Origin of the sequence: Mesorhizobium sp. M1428 (assembly GCF_040317515.1) — a bacterium.
Taxonomy (GTDB): Bacteria; Pseudomonadota; Alphaproteobacteria; order Rhizobiales; family Rhizobiaceae; genus Mesorhizobium.
Window position 1 is genome coordinate 76647 of the sequence record NZ_JAMYKT010000008.1, and the last position, 24300, is coordinate 100946.

The window sequence follows — 24300 nt, forward strand, 5'->3', positions numbered from 1 at the left end:
TAGAACGTGCCGGATGTGGCGGGAGGTTGCGCCAGCGGCATCAGGAAGCGACTGAAGTCAGAGGAGCTGAAATTCGCATGAAGAAGTTCTTCCTTACGTTGGTAGGTGCCGCGGTGATGGCCGGCACGATGGCGGTCGCGCCCGAGCCGGCGCAGGCCCGGCATTGGCATGGGCACAGGCATCACCAGGTCTGCCGCATCGTGGTCAAGAAGAAAGTGGTATGGCGCCACGGTCATCGCAAGGTCATCCGCTACAAAGTGCGGCGCTGCGGTTGGGGCTGGAACTGGTAATTTTTCGCCCTCGCCCGTTGAGACTTCAGGGCCCGCGGCTCAGCCGCGGGCCTTTTGTTGACCGGCATCGCCAGAATGGTCAGTCGATCAGTGTTTCGACTTCTTTTCCGGCAGGCCCTTGCGCTTGGTCTCGGCGAATTCCTCGAGCTGTTTTTCGCTCATGGATTTATACATTCCCTTCGACGCGCCTTTGAGCGCGCCCTTCTTGGTCTCGCCGCGCTTGGCTGACAATGCCGCGCCGGCCGCTTTCTGCTGGGCTTTTGAGGTGGCTGGCATGATGGTTTCTCCCGTTTCCAATGAGAGGAAAACGCATTGTCTGGTGCGATGTTCCCAAAGCGACAATTGCCTGCGGTCAGGATATCGCCAGGCCAAATCCCTGCATCAGCCGGCGCGTCGGAAAATCGGCGCTGTTCGAGGTGAAGAACGCAAGGTCGGCGCCCTCCGGCAGCGCCTCTCTGCGATAACCGGCCTCGGTGTCCGCCAGCAGCGAAAGCGCCCGGCGTGCGATAGCCTCGGCCGGGTCCAACCAGTCGACCGGCCAAGGTGCTGTCTTGCGCATGCGGTTGGCCAAAAAAGGATAATGGGTGCAGGCAAGCACGACGATGTCTGTGCGCAACCCGTCATGCTCGACGAAGCACGGCGCGATCTCGGAGCGCACGGCGTCCTCGTCGACAAAACCGTCGCGCATATAGGCTTCGGCCAATCCAGCCAGCCTGTCGCTGCCGACCAGGCGGACGTGGCATTTCTGCGCCCATTTGCTGATCAGATCGCGCGTGTACTGGCGCTTGACGGTGCCGGGCGTCGCCAGCACCGAGACCAGACCTGAGCGCGTGCGTTCCGCCGCCGGCTTGATGGCCGGCACGGTGCCGACGAAAGGGTGGCCGGGAAACCTCTCGCGCAAGGCATCGATGACCAGTGTCGAGGCGGTGTTGCAGGCGATGACCGAAATGGCCGGCGAAAACCGGTCGAGCAGCCTGGCGAACAACTCCAGGATATGTGTTCTCAGCGCCGGCTCCTCCCAGGCGCCGAAGGGGAACGCCGCGTCGTCGGCGACATAGATGAAGCGGCGATCAGGCATCAGGACGCGCGCCTCACGCAGCACGGTGAGGCCGCCAATGCCGGAATCGAACATCAGGATCGGACGGGCGCTCGATGGATCGGTCATTGTCATTGAGTCACTAAGGGCTGGGAATCACTGAAGGCTGGTGAATCACAAACGAGATCACGAGAGAAGGCCGGCCCAAGCATTTTGCTTCGGCCAATGATGCATTATCCCGGATGCTTCTATGTGGAGCCATCGTGGCCTTGATGCGGCAGCCGCTCACACAAGGCCGCGCTTGCCGAAGCCGCCTGCCCGCGGCCGGCCGGTCGCCGGAGATACAGGTTGAGATGCAGGGTGGCTCGACGGCACCGGTGCGGCCCGCATGGCGTAGGGCGGAGCCTGGGCGGTGACGCCGGCGGCCGACGCTGAATGGAGCGCCGCGGTGCCGCGCAGCGGCCCGGGTGGGTCGAAATCGTCGAAACTCAGGGATGACGCCATATCCGAAGAGCCGCCACCCGCCGGCCTGGCCGCCAAGATGACGGCCCACAGCCCGACAAGAGCTAATCCCAGCAGGTTAAGGCCGGAATGCGAATCTTCGCCGTCGAATTTTACGACAAGAACAATGCCGGCCTGCAGGATCGCGAACAGCGTCGAGAACACGATATACGACCAAAGGATCCAACCCGACCCTTGCGCGTCGCGGCTTCGACGCCAGGCGAAATTCGCGCGGAATAGAACGATCACCAGCGAGGCGACGAGAACGGCCGCGGCCAGTCCTTCCCTGGAAGGACCAGGTTGCGAATTGGCCAAGCCCTCGATGCCGATGGTCCACAAGACGCACAGCACAAAGGTCACGATTTCCGCGACCAGCAGAGCCACGGAATAGAAGAAAAAGCGAAGACGACCGATATTTGAGCTAAACATCCCAGAATCCATCGTTTTGAAAATCATGGATCAAACCAAATAAAATTCGGTTACTGGTGAGGTATGGGAAGTTCCGAGGCTAGTCTTTGCCTTTCGCCCTCGCAGCGCGTGCTGCGGCCGCCGGGAGCCGCCTTGGATCGTCGCCGGGCGATCCGTCGCCGCGCGGCATGGCCGGCGAGAACCTGTCCAGCGATGATATTATTCCGCGCAGCACCTTGAGCTCCGGCTCGGCGAAGCCGGGGCGGGTCAGCACGGCGCGCAAATTGTCGACCATCTTCGGCTTCTTCGCTGCCGGGCGGAAATAACCGCGCGCCTCCAGTGCACCTTCCAGATACGCAAACAGGCCGTGCAATTCTTCCTTGGCAGCAGGCGGCATTTCGGGGCCGGAGAAGTTGGTTTTGGTCTCGTCTTCCAGGCCGGACTTCATCCATTCATAGGACATCAGCAGGGCCGCCTGGGCGATGTTGAGCGAGGAGAAGGCTGGATCGACGGGGAAGGTGACGATCTCGTCGGCAAGGCCGACCTCGTCATTATAGAGGCCGAAGCGCTCGCGGCCGAACAGGATGCCGGTGCGCAGGCCGGCCCGCTGCCGCGCCCGCAGCGCCCTGCCCGCCTCGACCGGGCCGCGCACCGGCTTGAAATTGTCGCGCGCGCGCGCCGTGGTGGCGAAGACGAAGTTCAAATCGGCAACCGCCGAGGCGAGGTCATCGAACACCGTGACGGCATCGATGACGTGGTCGGCGCGGCTTGCGGCGGCACGCGCCTTCTCGTTCGGCCAGCCGTCGCGCGGATTGACGAGCCGCAGCTCGGCAAGGCCGAAATTGGCCATGGCGCGCGCGACCATTCCGATATTCTCGCCGAGCTGCGGCTCGACCAGGATGATCGCCGGTCCGGACGCAGGCGTTCCGGAGGCAAGAGGGATATCGGGATCCTGGGTAGCGGCCATGATTGTCAATGAACTGCTGTTTGCGGCATTTCGCAGTCCCCTGCCACATTTGGCGGCGAAAATGAAGCTTTCGCAAGGAATGCCGTCACTGCGGCGCGGTTCGCCGTTTGCGCGGCCAAAAAGCCTTTGATATACGGGCCGCATCCCAGGGCCGGCAGCCGTGCGGGCAAGGCCGTTCCGTTCCCCAAAAGCGAGGCATTCTTTCCATGGCGAAGATCAAGGTGGCGAACCCGGTCGTCGAACTCGACGGCGACGAGATGACCCGCATCATCTGGCAGTTCATCAAGGACAAGCTGATCCACCCTTATCTCGACCTCAAGCTCGAATATTACGACCTCGGCATCGAGCACCGCGACGCCACCAACGACCAGGTGACCATCGATTCGGCCAACGCCATCAAGAAATACGGCGTCGGCGTGAAATGCGCGACGATCACGCCCGACGAGCAGCGCGTCGAGGAATTCAAGCTGAAGAAGATGTGGAAGTCGCCGAATGGCACCATCCGCAACATTCTCGGCGGCACCATTTTTCGCGAGCCGATCATCATGAAAAACGTGCCGCGGCTGGTGCCCGGCTGGACCAAGCCGATCATCGTCGGCCGCCACGCCTTCGGCGACCAGTACCGCGCCACCGACTTCCGCTTCCCCGGTAAGGGCAAGCTGACGATCAAATTCGTCGGCGAGGACGGCCAGGTGATCGAGCACGACGTCTTCGATGCACCCGGCGCCGGCGTCGCCATGGCCATGTACAATCTCGACGAGTCGATTCGCGAATTCGCCCGCGCCTCGCTGAACTATGGCCTGCTGCGCAATTACCCCGTCTACCTCTCGACCAAGAACACCATCCTCAAAGCCTATGACGGCCGCTTCAAGGACATCTTCCAGGAGGTCTACGAGGCGGAGTTCGAAGCCGAATTCAAGGCGAAGAAGCTCTGGTACGAGCACCGGCTGATCGACGACATGGTGGCCTCCAGCCTGAAATGGTCGGGCGGCTATGTCTGGGCCTGCAAGAATTATGACGGCGACGTGCAGTCCGACACGGTGGCGCAAGGCTTCGGCTCGCTCGGCCTGATGACCTCGGTGCTGATGACGCCGGACGGCAAGACCGTCGAGGCGGAAGCCGCGCACGGCACCGTTACCCGCCACTATCGCCAGCACCAGAAGGGCGAGGAGACCTCGACCAATTCGATCGCCTCGATCTTCGCCTGGACGCGCGGCCTCGCGCATCGCGCCAAGCTCGACGACAATGCCGAACTGAAGCGCTTTGCCGAGACCCTGGAAAAGGTCTGCATCCAGACGGTCGAGTCCGGCTTCATGACCAAGGACTTGTCGCTGCTGATCGGCCCCGACCAGCCATGGCTTTCGACCATCGGCTTCCTCGACAAGATCGACGAGAATTTGCAGAAGGCGATGGCCTGAGCCCAACCCACATGGGCAAGCCCGTCGTCTACGGCGCGGACTACAGCGTCTATGTGCGCATCGTCCGGCTGGTATTGGAGGAAAAGGGCGTCGGCTACGAGCTCGTTCCCGTCGACATCTTTGCGGCGGACGGCATTCCCGGCTGGTACTTCGAGCACCAGCCGTTCGGCCGCATCCCGGCCTTCGAGCATGACGGCTTTCGCCTCTACGAGACCGGCGCGATTGCCCGTTATGTCGACGAAGCCTTTGACGGCCCGGCGCTGCAGCCGGCCGGAGCCCGGCCTCGAGCACGCATGAACCAGATCACCGGCCTGCTCGATGCCTACGCCTACAGGGCCATGGTCTGGGATGTGGCGGTCGAGCGGCTGGAAAAAACGCCGCCCGACGAAGCCGTGATCGCCAACGGTTTGCGGCAGGCGAGAACAACGCTGCAGGCGCTCTCTTCGCTGAAAGCCGAAGGGCCTTGGCTGTTGGGGACGGACCTGACGCTGGCCGACCTGCACGCCGCGCCAATCATCGGCTATTTCGTCAAGGTGGCCGAGGGGCGAAAATTGCTGGCCGAGTTTGCCGATATTCGGGATTGGTATGCGCGCATCACTCAACGCGCGAGTTTTGCGAAAACCGAAAAGGCAGGGTGAGGAGACAAGCGTTCGGCAATAGGCCCCTCTGGTGACTAGCGAAAGCCGAAGTGACATCCAATCTCCCCCCTTGCGGGGGAGATGTCCGGCAGGACAGAGGGGGGTATGAAGGATCGCCAACCTTCGACTGATCCTTCCAACTGGGAACGGCCTGAGAACATGGCTCCGATTGGGCTGGCAAGCCGGAGGGACAGCACCCCCCTCTGCCCTGCCGGGCATCTCCCCCGCAAGGGGGGAGATCGGCAGCTTCGCCGAAGGCGACCCACTGCGAAATACCGCTCAATCGGGAAGGTAGACCTCCGCCTTCATGAAGGTCCTCGCACGGCCTGTGATCAGCACGCGATCTCCGGCCAGCTCGCATAGCAAATGCCCGCCGCGCTGCGAGCATTGGAATGCCGACAGATGCGTCTTGCCGAGCTTTTCAGCCCAGTACGGCACCAGCGTCGCATGAATGGAGCCGGTTACCGGATCCTCGGGAATGCCTGCTCCGGGCACGAAGTAACGGGAGACGAAATCGTGGACTCGCCCAGGCGCGGTAATGACCAGGCCGAGAGGATGAAAACGTCCGATCCTGAGCAGATCGGGAACGAAAGATCGCACGGTTGTCTCGTCGGCAAGCTCGACAAACAGGTTCTCGAAATTGCGGAAGCTCGCAACCGGCCGCTGAGGCAATATTGTTTGCAGCGCCGAGTTCAGCTCTTCCTCGATGGGCTGCGGCGGAAAACACGGCAGATCGAGCTGATAGGTCCCTTCCCGCCGGGAAACCCGCAGCTCGCCCACCCGGGTGGCGAAGGCCATTTCGCCCTGACCATTGTATTCGGTAGCCAGCACATGGGCGGCCGCAAGAGTGGCATGGCCGCAGAAGTCGACTTCATGGACCGGCGTGAACCAGCGCAAATCCCACCCTTTGCCATTCGGCCGCACGAACGCCGTTTCAGCAAGATTGTTTTCGTTGGCAATGGCCTGCATTACCTCCTCCGACAGCCACTCCTCCAGAAGGAGAACGGCGGCAGGGTTGCCCTGGAAGGCCCGTTCGGCAAAGGCATCGACCTGATACATCGTCAGCGTCGGCATATCGGCCCTCAAAGATCTCCGCTGGGCGGCGCGCCAGTTCGGCCGTGCCGCCCCGGTGCAGGTTCACGCCGCTTCGAGAGCCGCTTTCACCGCAGCGATCGCGTCTTCGGCCTTCGAGGCGTCCGGCCCGCCGGCCTGAGCCATATCGGGTCGGCCGCCGCCGCCCTGCCCGCCCAATGCCGCGGACGCGACGCGCACCAGATCGATGGCGCTGAAGCGGCCGGTCAGATCATCGGTGACGGCGACGACGACGCTCGCCTTGTTGTCCTCGCCGGCGCCGACAAAGACGACGATGCCGGAGCCGAGCGACTTCTTGCCGGCATCGGCCAGCGGCTTCAGATCCTTTGGCGAGACGCCCGATACCGCCTTGCCGAGAAAACCGACACCGGCAATGGTTTCGTTTTCCGCAGGCACACCGGCTGGCGAGCGATCGCCGAGCGCCAGCTTCTTGCGCGCCTCGGTCAGCTCCTTTTCGAGCTTCTTGCGCTCGTCGAGCAGCGCCTCGACGCGGGCCGGCACATCCGCCGGCGAAATCTTCAGCGCGGCGGCGGCTGCCTTCAGCCGCTTGTCCTGTTCGTCGAGATGCTTTCTGGCCGCCTCGCCGGTCAACGCCTCGATGCGGCGCACGCCGGCAGCGACCGCACTGTCGGATACGATGCGCACCAGACCGATATCGCCGGTTGCCCTGACATGGGTGCCGCCGCATAGCTCGACCGAATAGGGCCGGTTGGCCTTGGCGCCATGCAAGCCCGTGCCCATCGAAACGACGCGCACTTCGTCGCCATATTTCTCGCCAAACAGCGCCATGGCGCCTTCGGCAATGGCGTCGTCGACCGACATCAGGCGCGTGGTTACAGGGCTATTCTGAACGACGATCTCGTTTGCCATGCGCTCGACCTCTTCGAGCTCGTCCGGCGAGATCGGCTTGTTGTGCGAAATGTCGAAGCGCAGACGCTCGGGCGCGACCAGCGAGCCCTTCTGCGCGACATGCGTACCCAGCACCTCGCGCAGCGCCTCATGGATCAGATGCGTGGCGGAATGGTTCGCGCGCAGCCTGGAGCGACGCGCGTGGTCCACCTTCAGCTCGACGGTCGCACCCGTCTTGACGGTGCCGTTGGCCACCTTGCCGAGATGGACGAAAAGCCCATCGGCCTTCTTTTGGGTATCGGATATCTCGATCGAGAACCCGTCGCCCGAAATGACGCCGGTATCGCCCATCTGGCCACCGGACTCGCCATAGAACGGCGTCTGGTTGACAACCACGGCAACGGCGTCGCCCTTGCCGGCACTGTCGACGGTCTTGCCGTCCCTGACCAGCGCCTGGATGAGGCCTTCCGCCTGCTCGGTCTCATAACCCAGGAATTCGGTGGCGCCGTTCTCCTCACGCACCGCGAACCATACCGTCTCGGTTGCGGCCTCACCGGAACCAGCCCAGCTTTTGCGCGCCTCCGCCTTCTGCCGCTCCATCGCCTCGGTGAAGCCGGCAAGGTTGACCGAGATGTTGCGCTGGCGCAGCGCATCCTGCGTCAGATCGAGCGGAAAGCCATAGGTGTCGTAGAGCTTGAACGCTGTTTCGCCATCCAGCATGTCGCCGGAGGCCAGCTTTTCCGTCGCCTCCGAAAGCAAGCCCAAGCCGCGCACCAGCGTCTTGCGGAAACGAGTTTCCTCAAGCTTCAGCGTCTCGGTGATCATCTGTTCGCCGCGCACCAGTTCCGGGTAGGCTTGGCCCATCTCGCGCACCAGCGCCGGCACCAGGCGCCACATCAGCGGATCGCGGGCGCCGAGCAACTGCGCGTGGCGCATGGCACGGCGCATGATGCGGCGAAGCACATAGCCGCGGCCTTCGTTGGACGGCAGCACGCCGTCGGCGACCAGGAAGCAGGACGAACGCAAATGGTCGGCGATGACGCGGAACGATGCGACGGTGTCCGCATCCGGACCTTTGCCAAGCGCCGACGATGCAGCGTCGATCAGGTGGCGGAACAGGTCGGTTTCGAAGACGCTTTCAACCCCTTGCAAGATAGAGGCCATGCGCTCGAGGCCCATGCCCGTGTCGATGGACGGACGCGGCAGGTCGACGCGCTCGTCCTTCGTCACCTGTTCGTACTGCATGAACACCAGGTTCCAGAATTCAAGGAAACGGTCGCCATCCTCCTCGGGGCTGCCGGGGGGGCCGCCCCAGATGTGCTCGCCACGGTCGATGAATATCTCCGAACACGGCCCGCAAGGTCCGGTGTCACCCATTGCCCAGAAGTTGTCCGAAGTCGCGATGCGGATGATGCGATCGTCCGAAAGGCCGGCGATCTTCTTCCAGTACGAGGCCGCCTCGTCGTCGGTGTGGTAGACGGTGACCAGCAGCTTGTCCTTCTTCAGCCCGAACTCCCTGGTGATCAGGTTCCAGGCAAGCTCTATGGCCCGCTCCTTGAAATAGTCGCCGAAGGAGAAATTGCCGAGCATCTCGAAAAAGGTCAGGTGGCGCGCGGTGTAGCCGACATTGTCGAGGTCGTTGTGCTTGCCGCCGGCGCGAACGCTCTTCTGGGCGGTCGTGGCGCGCGAATAGGGCCGCTTCTCCAGACCGGTGAAAACGTTCTTGAACTGCACCATGCCGGCGTTGGTGAACATAAGCGTCGGATCGTTGCGCGGCACCAGCGGGCTCGACGCGACGACCTCGTGACCTTCCTTGCGAAAATAGTCGAGAAATGCCGACCGGATCTCGTTGACGCCACTCATGAATACTGCCTTTTCGAGAGAACCGCCGGCTGCCGGCGGAAAATAGACATGGCCTTTTAGCGGTCGCACCGCAGCCTGTCCAGAAACACCAAATGGGCTAAAATCCCGGCTTTCACCAGCGCTTTGAAACGCGTCTGCCCCGCCGTCAAACGCGAACCGCCGGCACGGAGCCGGCGGTTCGAAACGCATCGATTACACAAACTCAGAATCAAAACATCAAATCCAAACCTGTCTGATGCTCCGCGAGATGTCGCTTGCCCTACATCACCCCGGCGTCGTCCTCGAAACCGTCGTCGCTGCTTTCGGAGCCGCCGTTCTCGAGGAATTTCTCGGCGATCAGCCCGGCATTCTGCCGCAGCGCCAGCTCGATCTCGCGCGCCGTGTCGGGATTGTCGCGCAGGAACAGTTTTGCGTTTTCGCGGCCCTGGCCAAGACGCTGCGAATTATAGGAGAACCAGGCGCCCGACTTTTCGACCACGCCCGCCTTGACGCCGAGATCGACCAGCTCGCCGGTCTTGGAGACGCCCTCGCCATACATGATGTCGAACTCAACCACCTTGAAGGGCGGCGCCAGCTTGTTCTTGACCACTTTGACGCGGGTCTGGTTGCCGACGACCTCGTCGCGATCCTTGACCGAGCCGATGCGGCGGATGTCGAGGCGGACCGAGGCATAGAATTTCAACGCATTGCCGCCGGTCGTCGTCTCGGGCGAACCGAACATGACGCCGATCTTCATGCGGATCTGGTTGATGAAGATGACCATGGTGTTGGAGCGCGAGATCGAGGCGGTGAGCTTGCGCAGTGCCTGGCTCATCAGGCGGGCCTGCAGGCCGGGCAGCGAATCGCCCATCTCGCCTTCGATTTCCGCCCGCGGCGTCAACGCCGCCACCGAATCGACCACCAGCACGTCGATGGCGCCGGACCGCACCAGCGTGTCGCAGATTTCTAGCGCCTGCTCGCCGGTATCGGGCTGCGAGATCAGCAGGTTTTCGAGATCGACGCCGAGCTTGCGGGCATAGACCGGGTCGAGCGCGTGCTCGGCATCGACGAAGGCGCAGATGCCGCCCTTCTTCTGGGCTTCGGCCACCGTGTGCAGCGCCAGCGTCGTCTTGCCCGAGCTTTCCGGCCCGTAGATCTCGACGATGCGGCCGCGCGGCAGGCCGCCGACGCCAAGCGCGATGTCCAGCCCAAGCGAGCCGGTCGGCACCGTTTCGATCTCGACGACCTGCTCGTTCGCGCCGAGCCGCATGATCGAGCCCTTGCCGAAGGCACGCTCGATTTGCGACAGCGCCGCATCCAGAGCCTTTGATTTGTCCACCGCTTTGTCCTCTACAAGCCGCAAAGAATTCTGAGCCATGATACATCACCCCGTGGTCGTCAATGGAGGCCGGACAATCCCGCAATCCCTAAAAGGAATGTACCTCATTTGTTCTCATTTGTCAATGAGCGCCAAGGGTTTGAAAAATAACGCACATTCATATTTGTTCTATTTTTGTTTCGCAATTTTGCTTCCGGATGTATCCCGCCTCGCATGCGGCGCCGTTGCCGTCACCAACCGAATCGGAGCCGCGATTGCAGGGTTCCGCCCGGCGACCTAGTCTCCTCCCGGGCAACAGCAAGGGGCATTTGCCGGCATGATGAACTCCCCGACGATCCTGGCCGTGGGCGGCGCCTATATCGAGCGGCGCGGCCGGGTTGCCGGCGCCTTCGTGCCGGCCGCTTCCAACGCCGGCACGATGCGCGAGCATGTCGGCGGTGCCGTCTTCAATGCCTTGCGCTGGGCGGTGCGGCGCGGCGCCTCGGCCTCGCTGCTTTCGGTGCGCGGCGGCGATGCCCTTGGCGACAAGGTTTTGCGCGCCGTCGCCGAGGCCGGCATTGCCGATTTGTCGGCGGTTTTTCTCGACCGGGCAACGCCAAGCCATACGATGCTGGTCGATAGCGACGGCGCGCTGATCGCCGGGCTTGCCGACATGGTGCTATACGAGCTGGCGCTTCCCAAGCAGATCCGCCGCGCCAAGGTGCGGGAAGCGATCGGTTCGGCCGACGCGGTGCTGTGCGATGCCAACCTGCCGTCTTCCGCGCTGGAGCGGCTGGCGGCACTCGCCGCCGGCAAGCCGGTGTTTGCGCTTGCGGTCTCGCCCAGCAAAGCGGCGCGGCTGACGCCAGTGCTCGACCGTCTGGCCGTGGCGTTCATGAACCGGCACGAGGCCGGCGTGCTTGCCGGCACCGATATCGATGCTGGCGATCAAGGCATCGTCGACGGCCTGAGACGCGCCGGCCTGAAAAGCGGCGTGATCACTGCCGGCGACGGACCGGTGCTCGGTTTCGACCAAACCGGCGCGTTCTCGATCTCGCCACCGCCGCTACAGAAGCGGACCGATGCTGCCGGCGCCGGCGACGCATTGGCCGGTGCGACGATCGCCGCCCTGCTGCGCGGCCTGACGCTGCGCGCAGCGCTACGGGAAGGCGTTGCCGCCGCGATGCTCGCCGTCGAGAGCGCCGCCTTCACCAGCGCCAGCTTTGCCGAGGCGCTGGCGCTCGTGCCCGAGGCGCGCGAACTGGCGTGAAATGCGGCCCGGACTTGCCGAAGCATGACGCAGCCTATTTGCCGGCGCGCCGTCCTGCCTCGTAGGCACGCCGCGCCCAGATCGCCATCTCGTCGGGATCGTCGAACGCGCTGTCGGGAACGCTCCAATAGGGCATCGACACGAGCTTGCCGTGGCGCGAGCCGGTATAAGTCCATTGCCGGCAGCCGGCCGCTTCGAAATCCGGGGCGCTTTCCGCGTCGGCCTTCAGCATCAGTTCGCCACGGATGACGATGGCGACGATGACGCCGTCGAAATAGATGCCCTTGCCGCCGAACAGCTTGCGGATGCTGACCGGGCCGAGGCCTTCGAAAAGCTCTTCTATGCGCTCGTTGTCCATGCGGCGATCATGTCACCAGGATTTCCCCTTGTCATCGACGCAACCGGCACCATTCTGACAAGTTCAGAATCAATTTCGTCGGAGTTTTTTCATGCCGCTTCTGCTCAAGGGGTCCTGCCGGTGCAATGCCGTGCGTTTCGAGGTGGAAAGCCACACGCCGGTGCCGTTCATGCTGTGCTATTGCTCGATCTGCCGCAAGCAGCAGGGCGGTGGCGGTTTCGCCATCAATCTCGGCGCCGATTACGAGACGCTGAAAATCCAGGGCAAGCGCGATCTCGGCGTCTACCGCGCCGAGATCGAGGACGACGAGCACCCGCAACGCGAGATCTCGACGGGCGAACGGAATTTCTGCACGAAATGCGGGACGGCGCTCTGGCTCTACGATCCGACCTGGCCGGAGCTGGTGCATCCGTTTGCCTCGGCGATCGACACCGACCTGCCGAAGCCGCCGGAGAAGGTGCATCTGATGCTGAAATACAAGGCGAACTGGGTCGAGCCGGATATCGGCAAGGGCGACAAGGTTTTCGATGTCTACCCGGAGGAGTCGATCGCAGACTGGCACAAGCGAACGGGGATGTGGGTGGATTAGCGTTCTTCTCCCCGTTTACGGCAGAGCTATCGCATATGGACAAGCGCCCCCTCACCCGGATTGCCAACCGAATTGCGAAGGGCAATTCGGGGCAATCAGACCTCTCCCCGAGGGGAGAGGAAGTCGCCAGCGCTGGCGCCAGCCTCTTCTCCCCATCGCGGAGAAGGTGGCCCGAAGGGCCGGATGAGGGGGCTCTCCGTATGCGATTGCCGCCGGGAACGGCGAAGGAAAATCAAGCCGAAGCGCGTGCTTCGGCCAGTGCCTTCAGATCAGCCGGCTTCAGCTCGACCGATTCGCCGCAGCCGCAGGCCGAACTCTGGTTCGGGTTGCGGAAGGTGAAGCCGGTGCGCAGCGTCGTCTGCTCGAAGTCCATCTCGGTGCCGAACAGGAAAAGCGCTGCCTCCGGCGCGACATAGACGTGGGCGCCGTCGCGCTCGATATGATCGTCTTTGGTGTTGGGTTCGGTCACCAGATCGACCGTATATTCCATGCCGGCGCAGCCGCCCTTCTTGATGCCAAGGCGAATGCCGTGCGCATTCTCACGGGTCGCGACTATCTCGCGCACCCGGTCGGCGGCCTTTTCGGTCATCGTGATGACGGCGAAGCGTCCCATCTTTTTCCTTCTCCATTGCGCGCAGGTTCAAGGCCTGCCGAATGATTCCTCACCTAAAATGGTGAAGTTTTGTACCCGGCGCAAGTGCGTCAGCCTCTGGCTGGTCGGATGCTAGTACCACCCAACCGCCACCTGCGCCTCTTCCGACATACGGTCGGGCGACCAGGGGGGATCGAAGGTCATGTTGACCTCGACGCCGGAGACGCCTTCGACGGCACCGACGGCATTCTCCACCCAGCCCGGCATTTCGCCGGCCACCGGGCAGCCCGGCGCGGTCAACGTCATGTCGATCTTGACCGAGCGGTCGTCCTCGATGTCGATCTTGTAGACGAGGCCGAGTTCGTAGATGTCGGCCGGGATTTCGGGGTCATAGACCGTCTTCAGCGCCGAGACGATGTCGTCGGTCAGCCGGGCCAGTTCGTCGGCGGGAATCGTCGATCCGGAAACCGCCGCATTGGTCGTCGTTTCCGAAGCGGTCTCGGCGGTGTGGCTGGCATCATCCATGATCGTCACCCGAAGAACTTTCGCGCCTTTTCCAGCGCATCGGCCAAAGCATCGACTTCGGCCCTGGTATTGTACATGCCGAACGATGCCCTGCATGTGGATGTTACGCCGAAGCGTTTCAACAGCGGCTGGGCGCAATGCGTGCCGGCGCGGACCGCCACGCCCTGCCTGTCGATGACCATCGACACGTCATGGGCGTGGATGCCCTGCAGCTCGAACGAGATGATGGCGCCCTTGCTGGGCGCATCGCCGAAGATGCGCAGTGAATTGATGGCGCGCAATTTTTGATGTGCATAATCCTTCAGATCGGCCTCATGCGCGGCGATGCGCTCGCGGCCGATCTTTTCCATGTATTCCAGCGCAGCACCAAGCCCGATCGCCTGGACGATCGGCGGCGTGCCGGCCTCGAAACGGTGCGGCGGGTCGTTGTAGGTGACGATGTCTTGCGTCACCTCCTCGATCATTTCGCCGCCGCCCATGAACGGGCGCATGCGCTCCAGAATGTCCTTCTTGCCGTAGAGCACGCCGATGCCCGACGGGCCGTAGACCTTGTGGCCGGTGAAGACGAAGAAATCGCAGTCGAGATCCTGCACGTCGATCGGCATATGCACGGCGCTCTGGCTGCCGTCGACCAGCACCGGAATGCCGCGGGCGTGCGCGATGCGCACGATCTCCTTGATCGGCGTCACCGTGCCCAGCGCATTCGACATATGGGTGATGGCAACCAGCTTTGTCCGGTCTGTCAGCCGCTTTTCGAATTCCTCGATGTGGAAGACGCCGAGATCATCGACCGGCACCCATACCAGCTTGGCGCCCTGCCGCTCACGGATGAAATGCCACGGCACGATGTTGGAGTGGTGCTCCATGATCGAAAGCACGATCTCGTCGCCTTCGCCGATATTGGGCATGCCGAAGCCGTAGGCGACCGTGTTGATCGCCGCCGTGGTGTTCGAGGTGAAGACGATGTTGTCGGTGCTCGGTGCGTTCAGAAACCTCTGCACTATCTTGCGCGCGTTCTCATAGGCGTCGGTCGCCGCATTCGACAGGAAATGCAGGCCGCGATGGACGTTGGCATATTCCTGGGAATAGGCGTGCTGGATAGCGTCGAGCACGGCCTGCGGCTTCTGCGCCGAGGCGCCATTGTCGAGATAGACCAGCGGTTTGCCGTAGACCTGCCGCGACAGGATCGGGAAGTCGCGGCGGATCGCCTCGACGTCGTAGGGGATGTTTTCGACTTTCTGGTCCATCGTCTCGACCGTCATCCTCGGGCTTGTCCCGAGGATCTACTAGCCCTCGGATTTTGCCAGTTCCTCGTCCACGCGGCAGATCCTCGGGACAAGCCCGAGGATGACGCCGGAGTCTTGAGCCACTCACCCATGCGCCACGAACCAGTTGTCGAGACGTGCTTCCAGCGCCTCGACGATGGCCTCGTCGTCCAGTTCCTCGATCACTTCGGCGACGAAGGCCTTGACCAGCAAGCCGCGTGCGGTCTTCTCGTCGATGCCGCGCGCCATCAGGTAGAACAGATGGCTGTGGTCGATCTCGGTGACGGTCGCGCCATGGCCGCAGACAACGTCGTCGGCGAAGATTTCAAGCTCCGGCTTGGTCGAGAACTCGCCGTCATCCGACAGAAGCAGCGTGTTGCAGGCCATCTTGGCGTTGGTCTTCTGCGCATATTGGTGGACGTTGATGCGGCCCTGGAAGACGCCGCGCGCCTTGCCGGTCACCACGTTGCGGATGACTTCGGTCGACGCAGTATGCGGCACGGCATGGTCGAGCACCATGGTGACGTCGGTATGGGTGTCGCCGGCGAGCAGATTGATGCCGCGCAGCGTGAATTCGGCGCCCTCGCCGGTCGTCTTCACAACGACCTCCTGGCGGACCAGCTTGCCGCCGGCATTCATCACGAACAGCGTCAGTTTCGAATTCTTGCCGAGATGCGCCTTGAACTGGGCGAGATGCGTTGCCGTATCCGGCTGCTCCTGCACGACCAGCCATGTCACCTCGGCGCCCTCGCCAAGCACAAGCTGGCTGACCGAACTGACCAGCGCCGCCCCCTCGCCTGCCTGGCGTTCGACGATGACAGCATTGGCGCCGGCACCGACACGGATGGTCAGGCGTACATGCGTCTGGCCACCGGCCTGCAAATTCTGCAGTTCGAGCGGCTTTTCCAGTTGGGTACCGTCAGCGATGTCGACGAAATAGCCGTCGGCAACAAAGGCAGTGTTCAGCGCGCCTATGGCGTCGTCGCTGCCATAGGAATCCAACCCAGGTGCTGCGCTGCCGTCGGTCAGCTTCTCCGACAGGCGCTGCACGACAACGCCTTCGATATCGGGCAGTTTCGTACTCGAAACGCCGTTCAGCACCGGCAAAACGCTGGAGCCTTCGACGATCGGCGCAATGGCTTTCGCGACCGCTGCCGGATCGAAGTCCGGCACCGAGGTCAGCAGCCGGCGCAGGTCCGTATAATGCCAGGATTCGATGCGCCGCGTCGGCAGGCCGCTCTTGATCGCCTCAATGGCGTCGTCGCGCTTCAGCATCACCGCGCCGTCGCCGGGCAGCAGCGACAGCCGCTCGCCAAAGGCGTCGATCAGCGCCGTTTCGGCCAATGTTCGCTGGGGTGTCGTGTGCATATTCATCAGTATCGCCTTGTTTGGCTTGCCTTCCGGGCCTGCTGGCATCTCACGCGGCTTGCCCGATCACGCCGGCATAGCCATTGGCCTCGAGGTCGAGCGCCAGCGACTTGTCGCCCGACTTGATCACCTGGCCCCTGTAGAGCACGTGCACCGTATCCGGCACGATGTATTGGAGCAGGCGCTGGTAGTGGGTGATGACGACGATGGCCCGGTCCGGCGAGCGCAGCGTGTTGACGCCGTCCGCGACGATCTTCAACGCGTCGATGTCGAGCCCGGAATCGGTCTCGTCGAGGACACACAGCTTCGGCTCCAGCAGCTTCATCTGCAGGATCTCCGCGCGCTTCTTCTCGCCGCCGGAAAAGCCGACATTGAGCGGCCGCTTCAGCATCGCCATGTCCATGTTGAGCGAGGCCGCCGCTTCCTTCACGCGCTTGAGGAATTCCGGGATTTTTAGCGGTTCCTGGCCGCGCGCCTTGCGCTGCTCGTTCATCGCAACTTTCAGGAATTCCATGGTCGCCACGCCCGGTATCTCCATAGGATACTGGAAGGCGAGGAAGATGCCCGCGGTAGCGCGCTCGGCCGGATCCATTTCGAGGATCGACTGGCCGTTGTAGAGGATGTCGCCTTCGGTGACCTCATAGTCCTCGCGGCCGGCAAGGATGTAGGACAAGGTCGATTTCCCCGAGCCGTTCGGACCCATGATGGCGGCAACCTCGCCGGCCCTGACCGTCAGGTTCAGGCCGCGAATGATCTCGGTGCCGTCATCGACGATACGGGCATGGAGGTTTCTGATTTCAAGCATTTTTTTCTTTCCTGAAAATTCTTGTCCGGTCAGCCGACCGAGCCCTCAAGGCTAATCCCGATCAGCTTCTGCGCCTCGACCGCGAACTCCATCGGCAGTTGCTGGATGACGTCCTTGACAAAGCCGTTGACGATCAGCGCGATCGCCTCTTCTTCCGGGATGCCGCGCTGCATGACGTAGAATTTCTGGTCCTCGGAAATCTTCGAGGTGGTGGCTTCGTGCTCGAACTGCGCCGTCGAATTCTTGGCTTCCATGTAGGGCACGGTGTGTGCGCCGCATTGGTCGCCGATCAGCAGGGAATCGCAATTGGTGAAGTTGCGGGCGTTGGTCGCCTTGCGGTGCGCCGATACCTGGCCGCGATAGGTGTTTTGCGAGAAGCCGGCGGCAATGCCCTTGGAGATGATGCGGCTCGACGTGTTCTTGCCGAGATGGATCATCTTGGTGCCGCTGTCGACCTGCTGGTAGCCGTTCGAGACGGCGATCGAATAGAACTCGCCGCTGGAATCGTCGCCGCGCAGGATGCAGCTCGGATATTTCCAGGTGATAGCCGAGCCGGTCTCGACCTGCGTCCACGAAATCTTCGAACGATGGCCACGGCAGTCGCCGCGCTTGGTGACGAAATTATAGATGCCGCCCTTGCCCTCGGCATCGCCGGGATACCAGTTCTGCACCGTCGAATATTTGATCTCGGCATCGTCGAGCGCGATCAGCTCGACCACCGCGGCATGAAGCTGGTTCTCGTCGCGTTGCGGCGCCGTGCAGCCTTCGAGATAGGAGACGTAAGCCCCCTCCTCGGCGATGATCAGCGTGCGCTCGAACTGGCCGGTGTTCTTCTCGTTCATGCGGAAATAGGTCGACAGTTCCATCGGGCAGCGCACGCCCTTGGGCACGAAGACGAAGGAACCGTCGGTGAACACGGCCGAATTCAGCGTCGCGTAGAAATTGTCGGAGGTCGGCACGACCGAGCCGAGATATTTCTTCACCAGTTCCGGATGCTCGCGGATGGCTTCCGAGATCGAGCAGAAGATAACGCCGGCCTGCGCCAGTTCCTTCTTGAAGGTGGTGACGACGGAGACCGAATCGAACACCGCGTCGACGGCGACGCGGCCCGACTTGTAGACGTTGTCGCTGGCTTCCTCGAACTCCGACGCATCGGTCTTCTGCACGCCAGCGAGGATTTCCTGCTCCCGGAGCGGAATGCCGAGCTTCTCATAGACCTTCAGCAGTTCGGGATCGACCTCGCTGAGCGAAGTCGGTCCGGGCGTGCTCTTGGGCGCGGCGTAATAATAGAGATCCTGGAAATCGATTTTGGGATAGTGGACGCGCGCCCATTTCGGCTCGTCCAGCGTCAGCCAGCGGCGATAGGCTTCCAGGCGCCATTCAAGCATCCAGGACGGCTCGTCCTTCTTCGCCGAAATGAAGCGGATAATGTCTTCGCTCAGGCCCTTGGGGGCCTTGTCCATCGCGATTTCGGTCTGGAATCCGTATTTATACTGGTCGACATCGATCTTTCGGACTCGATCGATCGTCTCCTGCACAGCAGGCATCAGCGTTCTCCATCCACGCCGGGGTCAAGGCCCGGCAGTTTTCAAACTATGGCACCGCAAACGAGCACCCTTGGACACCCGAGGCAGCGTAAGTTTCATATAGTGCGTTCATGCCGGAAATTCACCCGGCCAAATGCGAACGCACGGCTCTACCAGGCCACAAGGGCCCAAATATTCCGTTGCCGCGCTCAGGCGGCCTTTTCCCTGTTTGCCCGCCGCGCGACGATCGTCGCCAGCGCCGAACGAAACAGCTCGATGTCTTCAGCGCTGGTCGCGTGGCCGATGGACACGCGCAGCGCGCCAAGGCCGTCGCCGTAACCCATGGCTTTCAGCACGTGACTCGGCCCGACTTTGCCCGACGAACAGGCCGATCCGGCCGACAGCGCCACGCCGGCCAGGTCGAAAGCGATCTGCGCCGTCTCGGCCTTGATGCCGGGAATAGCGAAGAACATGGTGTTGGCAAGCCTCGGAGCGCCGGTCCCGAAGATTTCGGCGTCTGGCACCTGCGTTTTCACCATCGCCTCGACTTCGTCGCGGCGCTGCCGCACCGCATCGATCGTTTGCAACCCGGCAAGCGCCTCGCGCGCCGCCGCGCCAAACCCAGCAATCGCCGCCAGGTTTTCAGTGCCGCCGCGATGGCCTTTCTCCTGGCCGCCGCCGCTGACCAGCGGTTTCGGCATCATCAAGTCCGACGCCGCGACAATGGCGCCGACGCCCTTGGGGCCGCCGATCTTGTGCGAGGAGAGAATCAAATAGTCTGCGTAACCCGCTGACATATCGAGCGGAATGCGGCCGGCCGCCTGCACCGCATCGACAACCAGGATGCCACCCGCCGCCTTGACGATTTCGGCAACGCGGCCAATCGGCTGGATCACGCCGGTCTCGTTGTTGGCGGCGTGGATCGCGACTAGCGGCAAACCGTCGGCCTTGTCATGCGCACTAAGTGCTGACGCCAAGGTGTCGAGCTTGGCGATGCCGTCGGCATCGACGCCGATCCGCGTTACCTGCCCCGCGGGGAAGCGCCCGCCATTGAGCAGGCAGGGATGGTCAGCCTCGGACACGTAAAGCCGGCTCATGCGGACGGCGCCGCGCCCCATCTGCCAGTCCGGCGTCAGCAGCGTCGAGGCCGCTTCCGTCGCGCCAGAGGTGAATACGACATGCTCGGCTTTGGCGCTGACCAGTCGCGCCACGTCGCGCCTGGCGTCTTCGATCAGCCGCCGCGCAGCGCGGCCCTCGGCATGGACCGAGGACGGGTTGGCGGCGATGTCGAGCGCAGCGACCACCGCCGCGCGCGCCGAGGCAAGCAGCGTCACGCTGGCGTTGTAGTCGAGATAGGCGCGTGCTCCGGCCATTTCCGTCCAACTGGTCCCTTCAAAAGCCGTTCCGCGAAGATAGCGCGTTATTTCCTTGAAATTGCAAGGCAAGACGTCCTATTTACGCGGCTTGCGGCGTGGGTGGCCGAGCCACAGCTTTTGGCCGCCCAGTTTTGAACAATTCTAAACTAGCTTCTAGAAAGACGCTCGCCCTGCGTCAAGGCCTAGGGAAAGTTGTTCCGGGCGCCGCGCAATTTATGCCAAGTGGAGTATTTCATGCCTGAGGTCATTTTCACCGGTCCGGCCGGCCGCCTGGAGGGTCGCTATCAGCCCTCGAAGGAAAAGAGCGCGCCGATTGCCATCGTCCTGCACCCGCACCCCCAGTTCGGCGGGACGATGAACAACAAGATCGTCTACGACCTCTTCTACATGTTCCAGAAGCGCAATTTCACCACGCTGCGCTTCAATTTCCGCGGCATCGGCCGCAGCCAGGGCGAGTTCGACCACGGCACCGGTGAGTTGTCCGACGCCGCCGCGGCGCTCGACTGGGTGCAGTCGCTGCATCCGGATTCCAAGAGTTGCTGGGTTGCCGGCTATTCGTTCGGCTCGTGGATCGGCATGCAGCTTCTCATGCGCCGGCCCGAGATCGAGGGCTTTATCTCGGTCGCGCCGCAGCCCAATACCTATGATTTCTCGTTCCTGGCGCCATGCCCGTCGTCCGGCCTGATCATCCATGGCGATGCCGACAAGGTCGCGCCGCCCAAGGACGTGCAGGGCCTGGTCGACAAGCTGCACACGCAAAAGGGCATTACCATCACCCAGAAGACCTTGCCCGGCGCCAACCATTTCTTTGCCAACCATGCGGAGCTTCTGATCGAGGAATGCGCGGACTATCTCGATCGCCGGCTGGCCGGGGAACTGTCCGACCCACGGCCGAAGCGGCTGAGATAATCGGCGATGTACCAACCACCTCACTTTCAGGAAACACGGCCGGACGTCCTGCACGGGCTGATCCGGGCGCATCCGCTTGGCCTGCTGGTGTCGAACGGCACCGAGGGGCCGGTCGCCAACGCAATTCCCTTTCTTCTAGACGCGCCCTCCCTGCTCAACGCGGATGTGCCGCCGAATGGCAGGCTGCGCACACATCTGGCGAAAGCCAATCCGCAATGGCGGCTTTTGGCCGACAATCCCCTGGCGCCGGTGCTGGTCGTCTTCCAGGGCGCCGACGCCTATGTGACGCCGTCCTGGTATGAGACCAAGCGTGAAACCGGCAAAGTGGTACCGACCTGGAACTACGCCATCGTCCAGGTGCGCGGCATCGTCACGGTGATCGAAGACCAGGATTGGCTGGCCGAGCAGATTTCCGATCTGACGATGTCGCAGGAGGGCAACCGCTCGGCGCCATGGGCGGTAACCGACGCGCCGGCGCCCTTCATCCAGTCGCAGATCAAGGGGATCGTCGGCCTGGAAATCGAAATCACCGAAATCAGCGGCAAATGGAAAGTCAGCCAGAACCGCCCGGCCGCCGACCGCGTCGGTGTCGCCGAGGGGCTCGAGAGCGAGACTGCCGATTCGGCCGACATGGTCCGGCTGGTAAGGTCCTACGGCGGGCTGGACGGCAAGTAATCTGGATTGCTTGCTCGACCGGTTTCAGGCCGGTCGTGGGCTCAATCGACCTTGGTCATCGCCGCCTTTCGCTCGTTGGCGATCAGCCAGAGATTGCGGATATAGATCAACAGGCCCATGGCCTGGCCGGCGATGAACACCGGATCCTGACGCTGGATGGCGTAGATCAGCAGCAGGCCACCGCCGAACAGCGAAAAGAACCAGAAGGCGATCGGCACGACGCTGCGCTTGGCCTTTTCCGACGCCACCCACTGCACCAGAAAGCGCATGGTGAAGAAGAACTGGGCGACGAAGCCGAGCAGAACCCAGGCATCGAATTGCTTGACGAAAACATCGTGAAGCCAGGTCGCCAATTCCTGAAGCACGTTACCCATGCTTGATTTCCTCTACTTTGGGCATTCTGCGGCGCCTGCGGCGCAGCCACCAGACGCCGGCAAGATCGAGCACGCCCTGAAGGCCGCGATCGAAGATGCCGTAATTCGATTTGCCGTGACGGCGGGAGCGGTCGACGACGTCGCAATGGACGACGCGGTAGCCCTCCTGGATGACCAGCGCCGGAACAAAGCGGTGGGTGCCGTCGAAGAACGGCAATTTCCGCAAGATGTCGGTGTGGATCGCCTTGAGGCCGCAACCGGTATCCCGCGTCTCGTCGTGCAGGATGGCTTTTCTCAGCCCGTTAGCGAAACGCGACGCCAGTTGCTTGATCTTGCTGTCGCGGCGCTTCAGACGCTGTCCCTGCGCGGCCCCGACTTCGGGACCAGCCTGCCGCAGCGCGTCGATCAACACTGGGATATAACCGGGGTCGTTCTGACCGTCGCCGTCGATGGTGGCGACGATATCGCCGCGCGCCGCCCAGGCGCCTGAACGCACCGAAAGCGACTGTCCGGCGGATTTTTCATGCCTGAGATGGCGCAGCGGAAACCGGCGAAGCGCTGCTTCTGCGGCAAGCACCGAAGGCGTATCGTCGGTCGAGCCATCGTCGACGACAATGACTTCGAAGTCGCGCCCGGCCATGGCAATGCCGATCTCGTCGAGCAGAAGCGGCAGGTTCGCCGCCTCGTTCCGGCAAGGAATGACGATGGATATCTCCGGCATCTCGACTCTGTCACAGGATATGGCATTCGATCGATGCCGCGCGGTCCAGAGGAAGAGCCCCGCTGGCGCGGCGCCTCATTACGCCAGCCGAAACAATGACGCAAGCAGGCCGCACTCTATCCGCGCCGACGCGAAAATCGGATTCCACTTTTGCTGATCGCACAAAGCCATCCGAAGCGCGATCGGACGCAAAACCGGATTCCACTTTTGCTGATCGCGCTTGAGTGCTAAACGCCCGCCTTCATGCATAGCCGGGCCGCGTTCGGCCGGAAGCTTTTCGGGAAAGAAAATGTCCGCCTTCAAATCCGATTTCCTGCGCACCATGAGCGAGCGCGGTTTCATCCACCAGACCTCGGACGATGCCGGCCTCGACCAGCTTTTCGCCACGGAAACGGTGAGCGCCTATATCGGCTTCGACGCCACCGCGAGGAGCCTGCATGCCGGGTCGCTGATCCAGATCATGATGCTTTACTGGCTGCAGCAGACCGGCCACCGGCCGATCGCGCTGATGGGCGGCGGCACCTCGATGATCGGCGATCCGTCGTTCAAGGACGAGGCGCGCAAGCTTTTGACGCCGCGGGACATCGAGGACAATCTCGCCGGCATCCGCCGCAACTTCACGCCTTACCTCAAATTCGGCAGCGGCCCGAACGACGCCGTCATGATCAACAATGCTGACTGGCTGATGGACATCAACTACGTCAATTTCCTGCGCGATGTCGGCCGGCATTTTTCGGTCAACCGAATGCTGGCCTTCGATTCGGTCAAGCTCCGGCTGGATCGCGAGCAGTCGCTGTCGTTCCTAGAATTCAACTACATGATCCTGCAGGCCTACGACTTCGTCGAGCTCTACAAACGCCTCGGCTGCCGGCTGCAGATGGGCGGCTCCGACCAGTGGGGCAACATCGTCAATGGCATCGATCTCGGCCATCGCATGGAAGGCGCGCAGCTTTATGCGCTGACGACGCCGCTGCTCACCACCTCCTCCGGCGCCAAGATGGGCAAGTCGGCCTCGGGCGCGGTCTGGCTCGATGCGGAGATGCTGAGCCCCTACGAGTTCTGGCAATACTGGCGCAACACCGAGGATGCCGATGTCGGCCGTTTCCTGAAGCTCTACACGACCTTGCCGCTCGCCGAGATCGCACGTCTCGAACGGCTCGGCGGCTCGGAGATCAACGAAGCCAAGAAGATCCTCGCCACCGAAATCACCGCCATGCTGCATGGCCGCGAGGCGGCGGAGGAGGCCAGCGAAACGGCGCGTAAGACGTTCGAAGAAGGGGCGCTCGCCGAAACACTGCCGACCGTCGAGGTGGGCAGGGCCGATCTTGAAGCCGGCGTCGGCATATTGTCGCTGTTCGTCACCGCCGGGCTGGCTGGGTCGAACGGCGAGGCACGGCGGCATATCCAGGGCGGCGCCGTGCGCCTCAACGACCAGCCGGTTTCCGACGATCGCAGGATGGTGACGCTGCAGGACCTTGGCCCGGAAAACGTCGCAAAGCTATCGCTCGGCAAGAAGAAGCACGTTCTGGTGCGGCCGGTTTGACGCTCAAAGTTGCTGTCGGCGAAGGATCACTGCAGAGCGATTTTA

General features: G+C 62.6%; 26 protein-coding genes. 8 read left to right on the forward strand and 18 right to left on the reverse strand.

Going from position 1 to position 24300, the window contains the following annotated elements; genetic code table 11:
• Positions 1 to 77: 77 nt before the first annotated feature.
• A complete protein-coding gene (locus NKG60_RS13650) occupies positions 78 to 290 on the forward strand; it encodes a hypothetical protein (RefSeq protein ID WP_023674706.1) in 213 nt (70 codons plus the stop codon).
• Positions 291 to 377: 87 nt separating this feature from the next.
• Here NKG60_RS13650 and NKG60_RS13655 read toward each other — a convergent pair whose 3' ends face one another.
• The 4 genes from NKG60_RS13655 to NKG60_RS13670 all read right to left on the reverse strand — a co-directional run bounded on the left by NKG60_RS13655 (position 378) and on the right by NKG60_RS13670 (position 3202).
• Positions 378 to 566: a DUF3008 family protein gene (locus NKG60_RS13655; protein ID WP_023674705.1), complete on the reverse strand. Its 189-nt coding sequence runs from the start codon at positions 564 to 566 to the stop codon at positions 378 to 380.
• Positions 567 to 642: 76 nt separating this feature from the next.
• Positions 643 to 1455 carry a glutamate racemase gene (murI, locus tag NKG60_RS13660; protein ID WP_352865774.1) on the reverse strand — a complete coding sequence of 271 codons (813 nt, stop codon included), beginning with the start codon at positions 1453 to 1455 and terminating at the stop codon, positions 643 to 645.
• Positions 1456 to 1611: 156 nt separating this feature from the next.
• A complete protein-coding gene (locus NKG60_RS13665; protein WP_352865771.1) occupies positions 1612 to 2256 on the reverse strand; it encodes a DUF805 domain-containing protein in 645 nt (214 codons plus the stop codon).
• A 79-nt stretch (positions 2257 to 2335) separates the two neighbouring features.
• Complete coding sequence (locus NKG60_RS13670) at positions 2336 to 3202, reverse strand: RNA methyltransferase (RefSeq protein WP_352865769.1); 867 nt, start codon at positions 3200 to 3202, stop codon at positions 2336 to 2338.
• A 206-nt stretch (positions 3203 to 3408) separates the two neighbouring features.
• Between NKG60_RS13670 and NKG60_RS13675 the strand changes: the two genes are divergently transcribed.
• A complete protein-coding gene (locus NKG60_RS13675) occupies positions 3409 to 4620 on the forward strand; it encodes an NADP-dependent isocitrate dehydrogenase (RefSeq protein ID WP_352975000.1) in 1212 nt (403 codons plus the stop codon).
• Between the two features lie 11 nt (positions 4621 to 4631).
• Entirely contained in the window at positions 4632 to 5258 is a 627-nt protein-coding gene (locus tag NKG60_RS13680) for a glutathione S-transferase family protein (RefSeq protein WP_352865766.1), read from the forward strand.
• 279 nt (positions 5259 to 5537) lie between these two features.
• Here NKG60_RS13680 and NKG60_RS13685 read toward each other — a convergent pair whose 3' ends face one another.
• The 3 genes from NKG60_RS13685 to recA all read right to left on the reverse strand — a co-directional run bounded on the left by NKG60_RS13685 (position 5538) and on the right by recA (position 10419).
• A complete protein-coding gene (locus NKG60_RS13685; RefSeq protein ID WP_352662585.1) occupies positions 5538 to 6332 on the reverse strand; it encodes a PhzF family phenazine biosynthesis protein in 795 nt (264 codons plus the stop codon).
• A 63-nt stretch (positions 6333 to 6395) separates the two neighbouring features.
• Positions 6396 to 9062: an alanine--tRNA ligase gene (gene alaS, locus NKG60_RS13690; RefSeq protein ID WP_352865913.1), complete on the reverse strand. Its 2667-nt coding sequence runs from the start codon at positions 9060 to 9062 to the stop codon at positions 6396 to 6398.
• Positions 9063 to 9321: 259 nt separating this feature from the next.
• On the reverse strand, positions 9322 to 10419 hold the full coding sequence (gene recA / locus NKG60_RS13695; protein ID WP_023674696.1) for a recombinase RecA: 1098 nt from the start codon (positions 10417 to 10419) through the stop codon (positions 9322 to 9324).
• 277 nt (positions 10420 to 10696) lie between these two features.
• Here recA and NKG60_RS13700 point away from each other — a divergent pair, with 277 nt between their 5' ends.
• A complete protein-coding gene (locus tag NKG60_RS13700) occupies positions 10697 to 11629 on the forward strand; it encodes a PfkB family carbohydrate kinase (RefSeq protein ID WP_352865762.1) in 933 nt (310 codons plus the stop codon).
• A gap of 34 nt (positions 11630 to 11663) precedes the next feature.
• Here NKG60_RS13700 and NKG60_RS13705 read toward each other — a convergent pair whose 3' ends face one another.
• Complete coding sequence (locus NKG60_RS13705; protein ID WP_023717364.1) at positions 11664 to 11987, reverse strand: TfoX/Sxy family protein; 324 nt, start codon at positions 11985 to 11987, stop codon at positions 11664 to 11666.
• A gap of 91 nt (positions 11988 to 12078) precedes the next feature.
• Between NKG60_RS13705 and NKG60_RS13710 the strand changes: the two genes are divergently transcribed.
• Positions 12079 to 12576: a GFA family protein gene (locus tag NKG60_RS13710; RefSeq protein ID WP_352865759.1), complete on the forward strand. Its 498-nt coding sequence runs from the start codon at positions 12079 to 12081 to the stop codon at positions 12574 to 12576.
• A 232-nt stretch (positions 12577 to 12808) separates the two neighbouring features.
• On the opposite strand, the gene sufA is transcribed toward NKG60_RS13710, so the two are convergent.
• The 7 genes from sufA to NKG60_RS13745 form a co-directional block, all read right to left on the reverse strand.
• Positions 12809 to 13189, reverse strand: a complete 381-nt coding sequence (gene sufA / locus NKG60_RS13715; protein ID WP_006206001.1) for a Fe-S cluster assembly scaffold SufA — start codon at positions 13187 to 13189, stop codon at positions 12809 to 12811.
• A 111-nt stretch (positions 13190 to 13300) separates the two neighbouring features.
• Entirely contained in the window at positions 13301 to 13693 is a 393-nt protein-coding gene (locus tag NKG60_RS13720; RefSeq protein ID WP_292663164.1) for an SUF system Fe-S cluster assembly protein, read from the reverse strand.
• A 5-nt stretch (positions 13694 to 13698) separates the two neighbouring features.
• Positions 13699 to 14940 carry a cysteine desulfurase gene (locus NKG60_RS13725; protein WP_352975012.1) on the reverse strand — a complete coding sequence of 414 codons (1242 nt, stop codon included), beginning with the start codon at positions 14938 to 14940 and terminating at the stop codon, positions 13699 to 13701.
• 123 nt (positions 14941 to 15063) lie between these two features.
• Positions 15064 to 16332, reverse strand: coding sequence for a Fe-S cluster assembly protein SufD (gene sufD, locus NKG60_RS13730; RefSeq protein ID WP_352662594.1), 1269 nt, complete (start codon positions 16330 to 16332; stop codon positions 15064 to 15066).
• A 43-nt stretch (positions 16333 to 16375) separates the two neighbouring features.
• Positions 16376 to 17131: a Fe-S cluster assembly ATPase SufC gene (gene sufC, locus NKG60_RS13735; protein ID WP_023674687.1), complete on the reverse strand. Its 756-nt coding sequence runs from the start codon at positions 17129 to 17131 to the stop codon at positions 16376 to 16378.
• Between the two features lie 29 nt (positions 17132 to 17160).
• Complete coding sequence (gene sufB / locus NKG60_RS13740) at positions 17161 to 18678, reverse strand: Fe-S cluster assembly protein SufB (protein ID WP_352662597.1); 1518 nt, start codon at positions 18676 to 18678, stop codon at positions 17161 to 17163.
• A 188-nt stretch (positions 18679 to 18866) separates the two neighbouring features.
• On the reverse strand, positions 18867 to 20030 hold the full coding sequence (locus NKG60_RS13745; protein WP_352662600.1) for a cysteine desulfurase family protein: 1164 nt from the start codon (positions 20028 to 20030) through the stop codon (positions 18867 to 18869).
• A gap of 237 nt (positions 20031 to 20267) precedes the next feature.
• Between NKG60_RS13745 and NKG60_RS13750 the strand changes: the two genes are divergently transcribed.
• Both NKG60_RS13750 and NKG60_RS13755 read left to right on the forward strand, forming a co-directional pair.
• Complete coding sequence (locus tag NKG60_RS13750; protein WP_023674683.1) at positions 20268 to 20942, forward strand: alpha/beta hydrolase; 675 nt, start codon at positions 20268 to 20270, stop codon at positions 20940 to 20942.
• A 6-nt stretch (positions 20943 to 20948) separates the two neighbouring features.
• The gene (locus NKG60_RS13755) at positions 20949 to 21617 is read left to right on the forward strand and encodes an FMN-binding negative transcriptional regulator (RefSeq protein ID WP_352865754.1); all 669 of its coding nucleotides are present in this window, start codon (positions 20949 to 20951) and stop codon (positions 21615 to 21617) included.
• A 41-nt stretch (positions 21618 to 21658) separates the two neighbouring features.
• Here the strand turns inward: NKG60_RS13755 and NKG60_RS13760 are convergent, their stop codons facing one another.
• The 3 genes from NKG60_RS13760 to NKG60_RS13770 all read right to left on the reverse strand — a co-directional run bounded on the left by NKG60_RS13760 (position 21659) and on the right by NKG60_RS13770 (position 23015).
• Positions 21659 to 21991, reverse strand: coding sequence for a lipid-A-disaccharide synthase N-terminal domain-containing protein (locus NKG60_RS13760; protein WP_023674681.1), 333 nt, complete (start codon positions 21989 to 21991; stop codon positions 21659 to 21661).
• Complete coding sequence (locus NKG60_RS13765) at positions 21984 to 22712, reverse strand: glycosyltransferase family 2 protein (RefSeq protein ID WP_352662606.1); 729 nt, start codon at positions 22710 to 22712, stop codon at positions 21984 to 21986. The genes NKG60_RS13760 and NKG60_RS13765 overlap by 8 nt, the downstream gene beginning before the upstream one ends.
• Before the next feature lie 78 nt (positions 22713 to 22790).
• Positions 22791 to 23015, reverse strand: coding sequence for a hypothetical protein (locus tag NKG60_RS13770; RefSeq protein ID WP_352865751.1), 225 nt, complete (start codon positions 23013 to 23015; stop codon positions 22791 to 22793).
• Here NKG60_RS13770 and tyrS point away from each other — a divergent pair.
• Positions 23002 to 24255 (forward strand): tyrosine--tRNA ligase, encoded by a 1254-nt coding sequence (gene tyrS, locus NKG60_RS13775; protein WP_352865749.1) that lies wholly within the window; start codon positions 23002 to 23004, stop codon positions 24253 to 24255. The two genes, NKG60_RS13770 and tyrS, sit on opposite strands and share 14 nt — an antisense overlap.
• Positions 24256 to 24300: the final 45 nt, after the last annotated feature.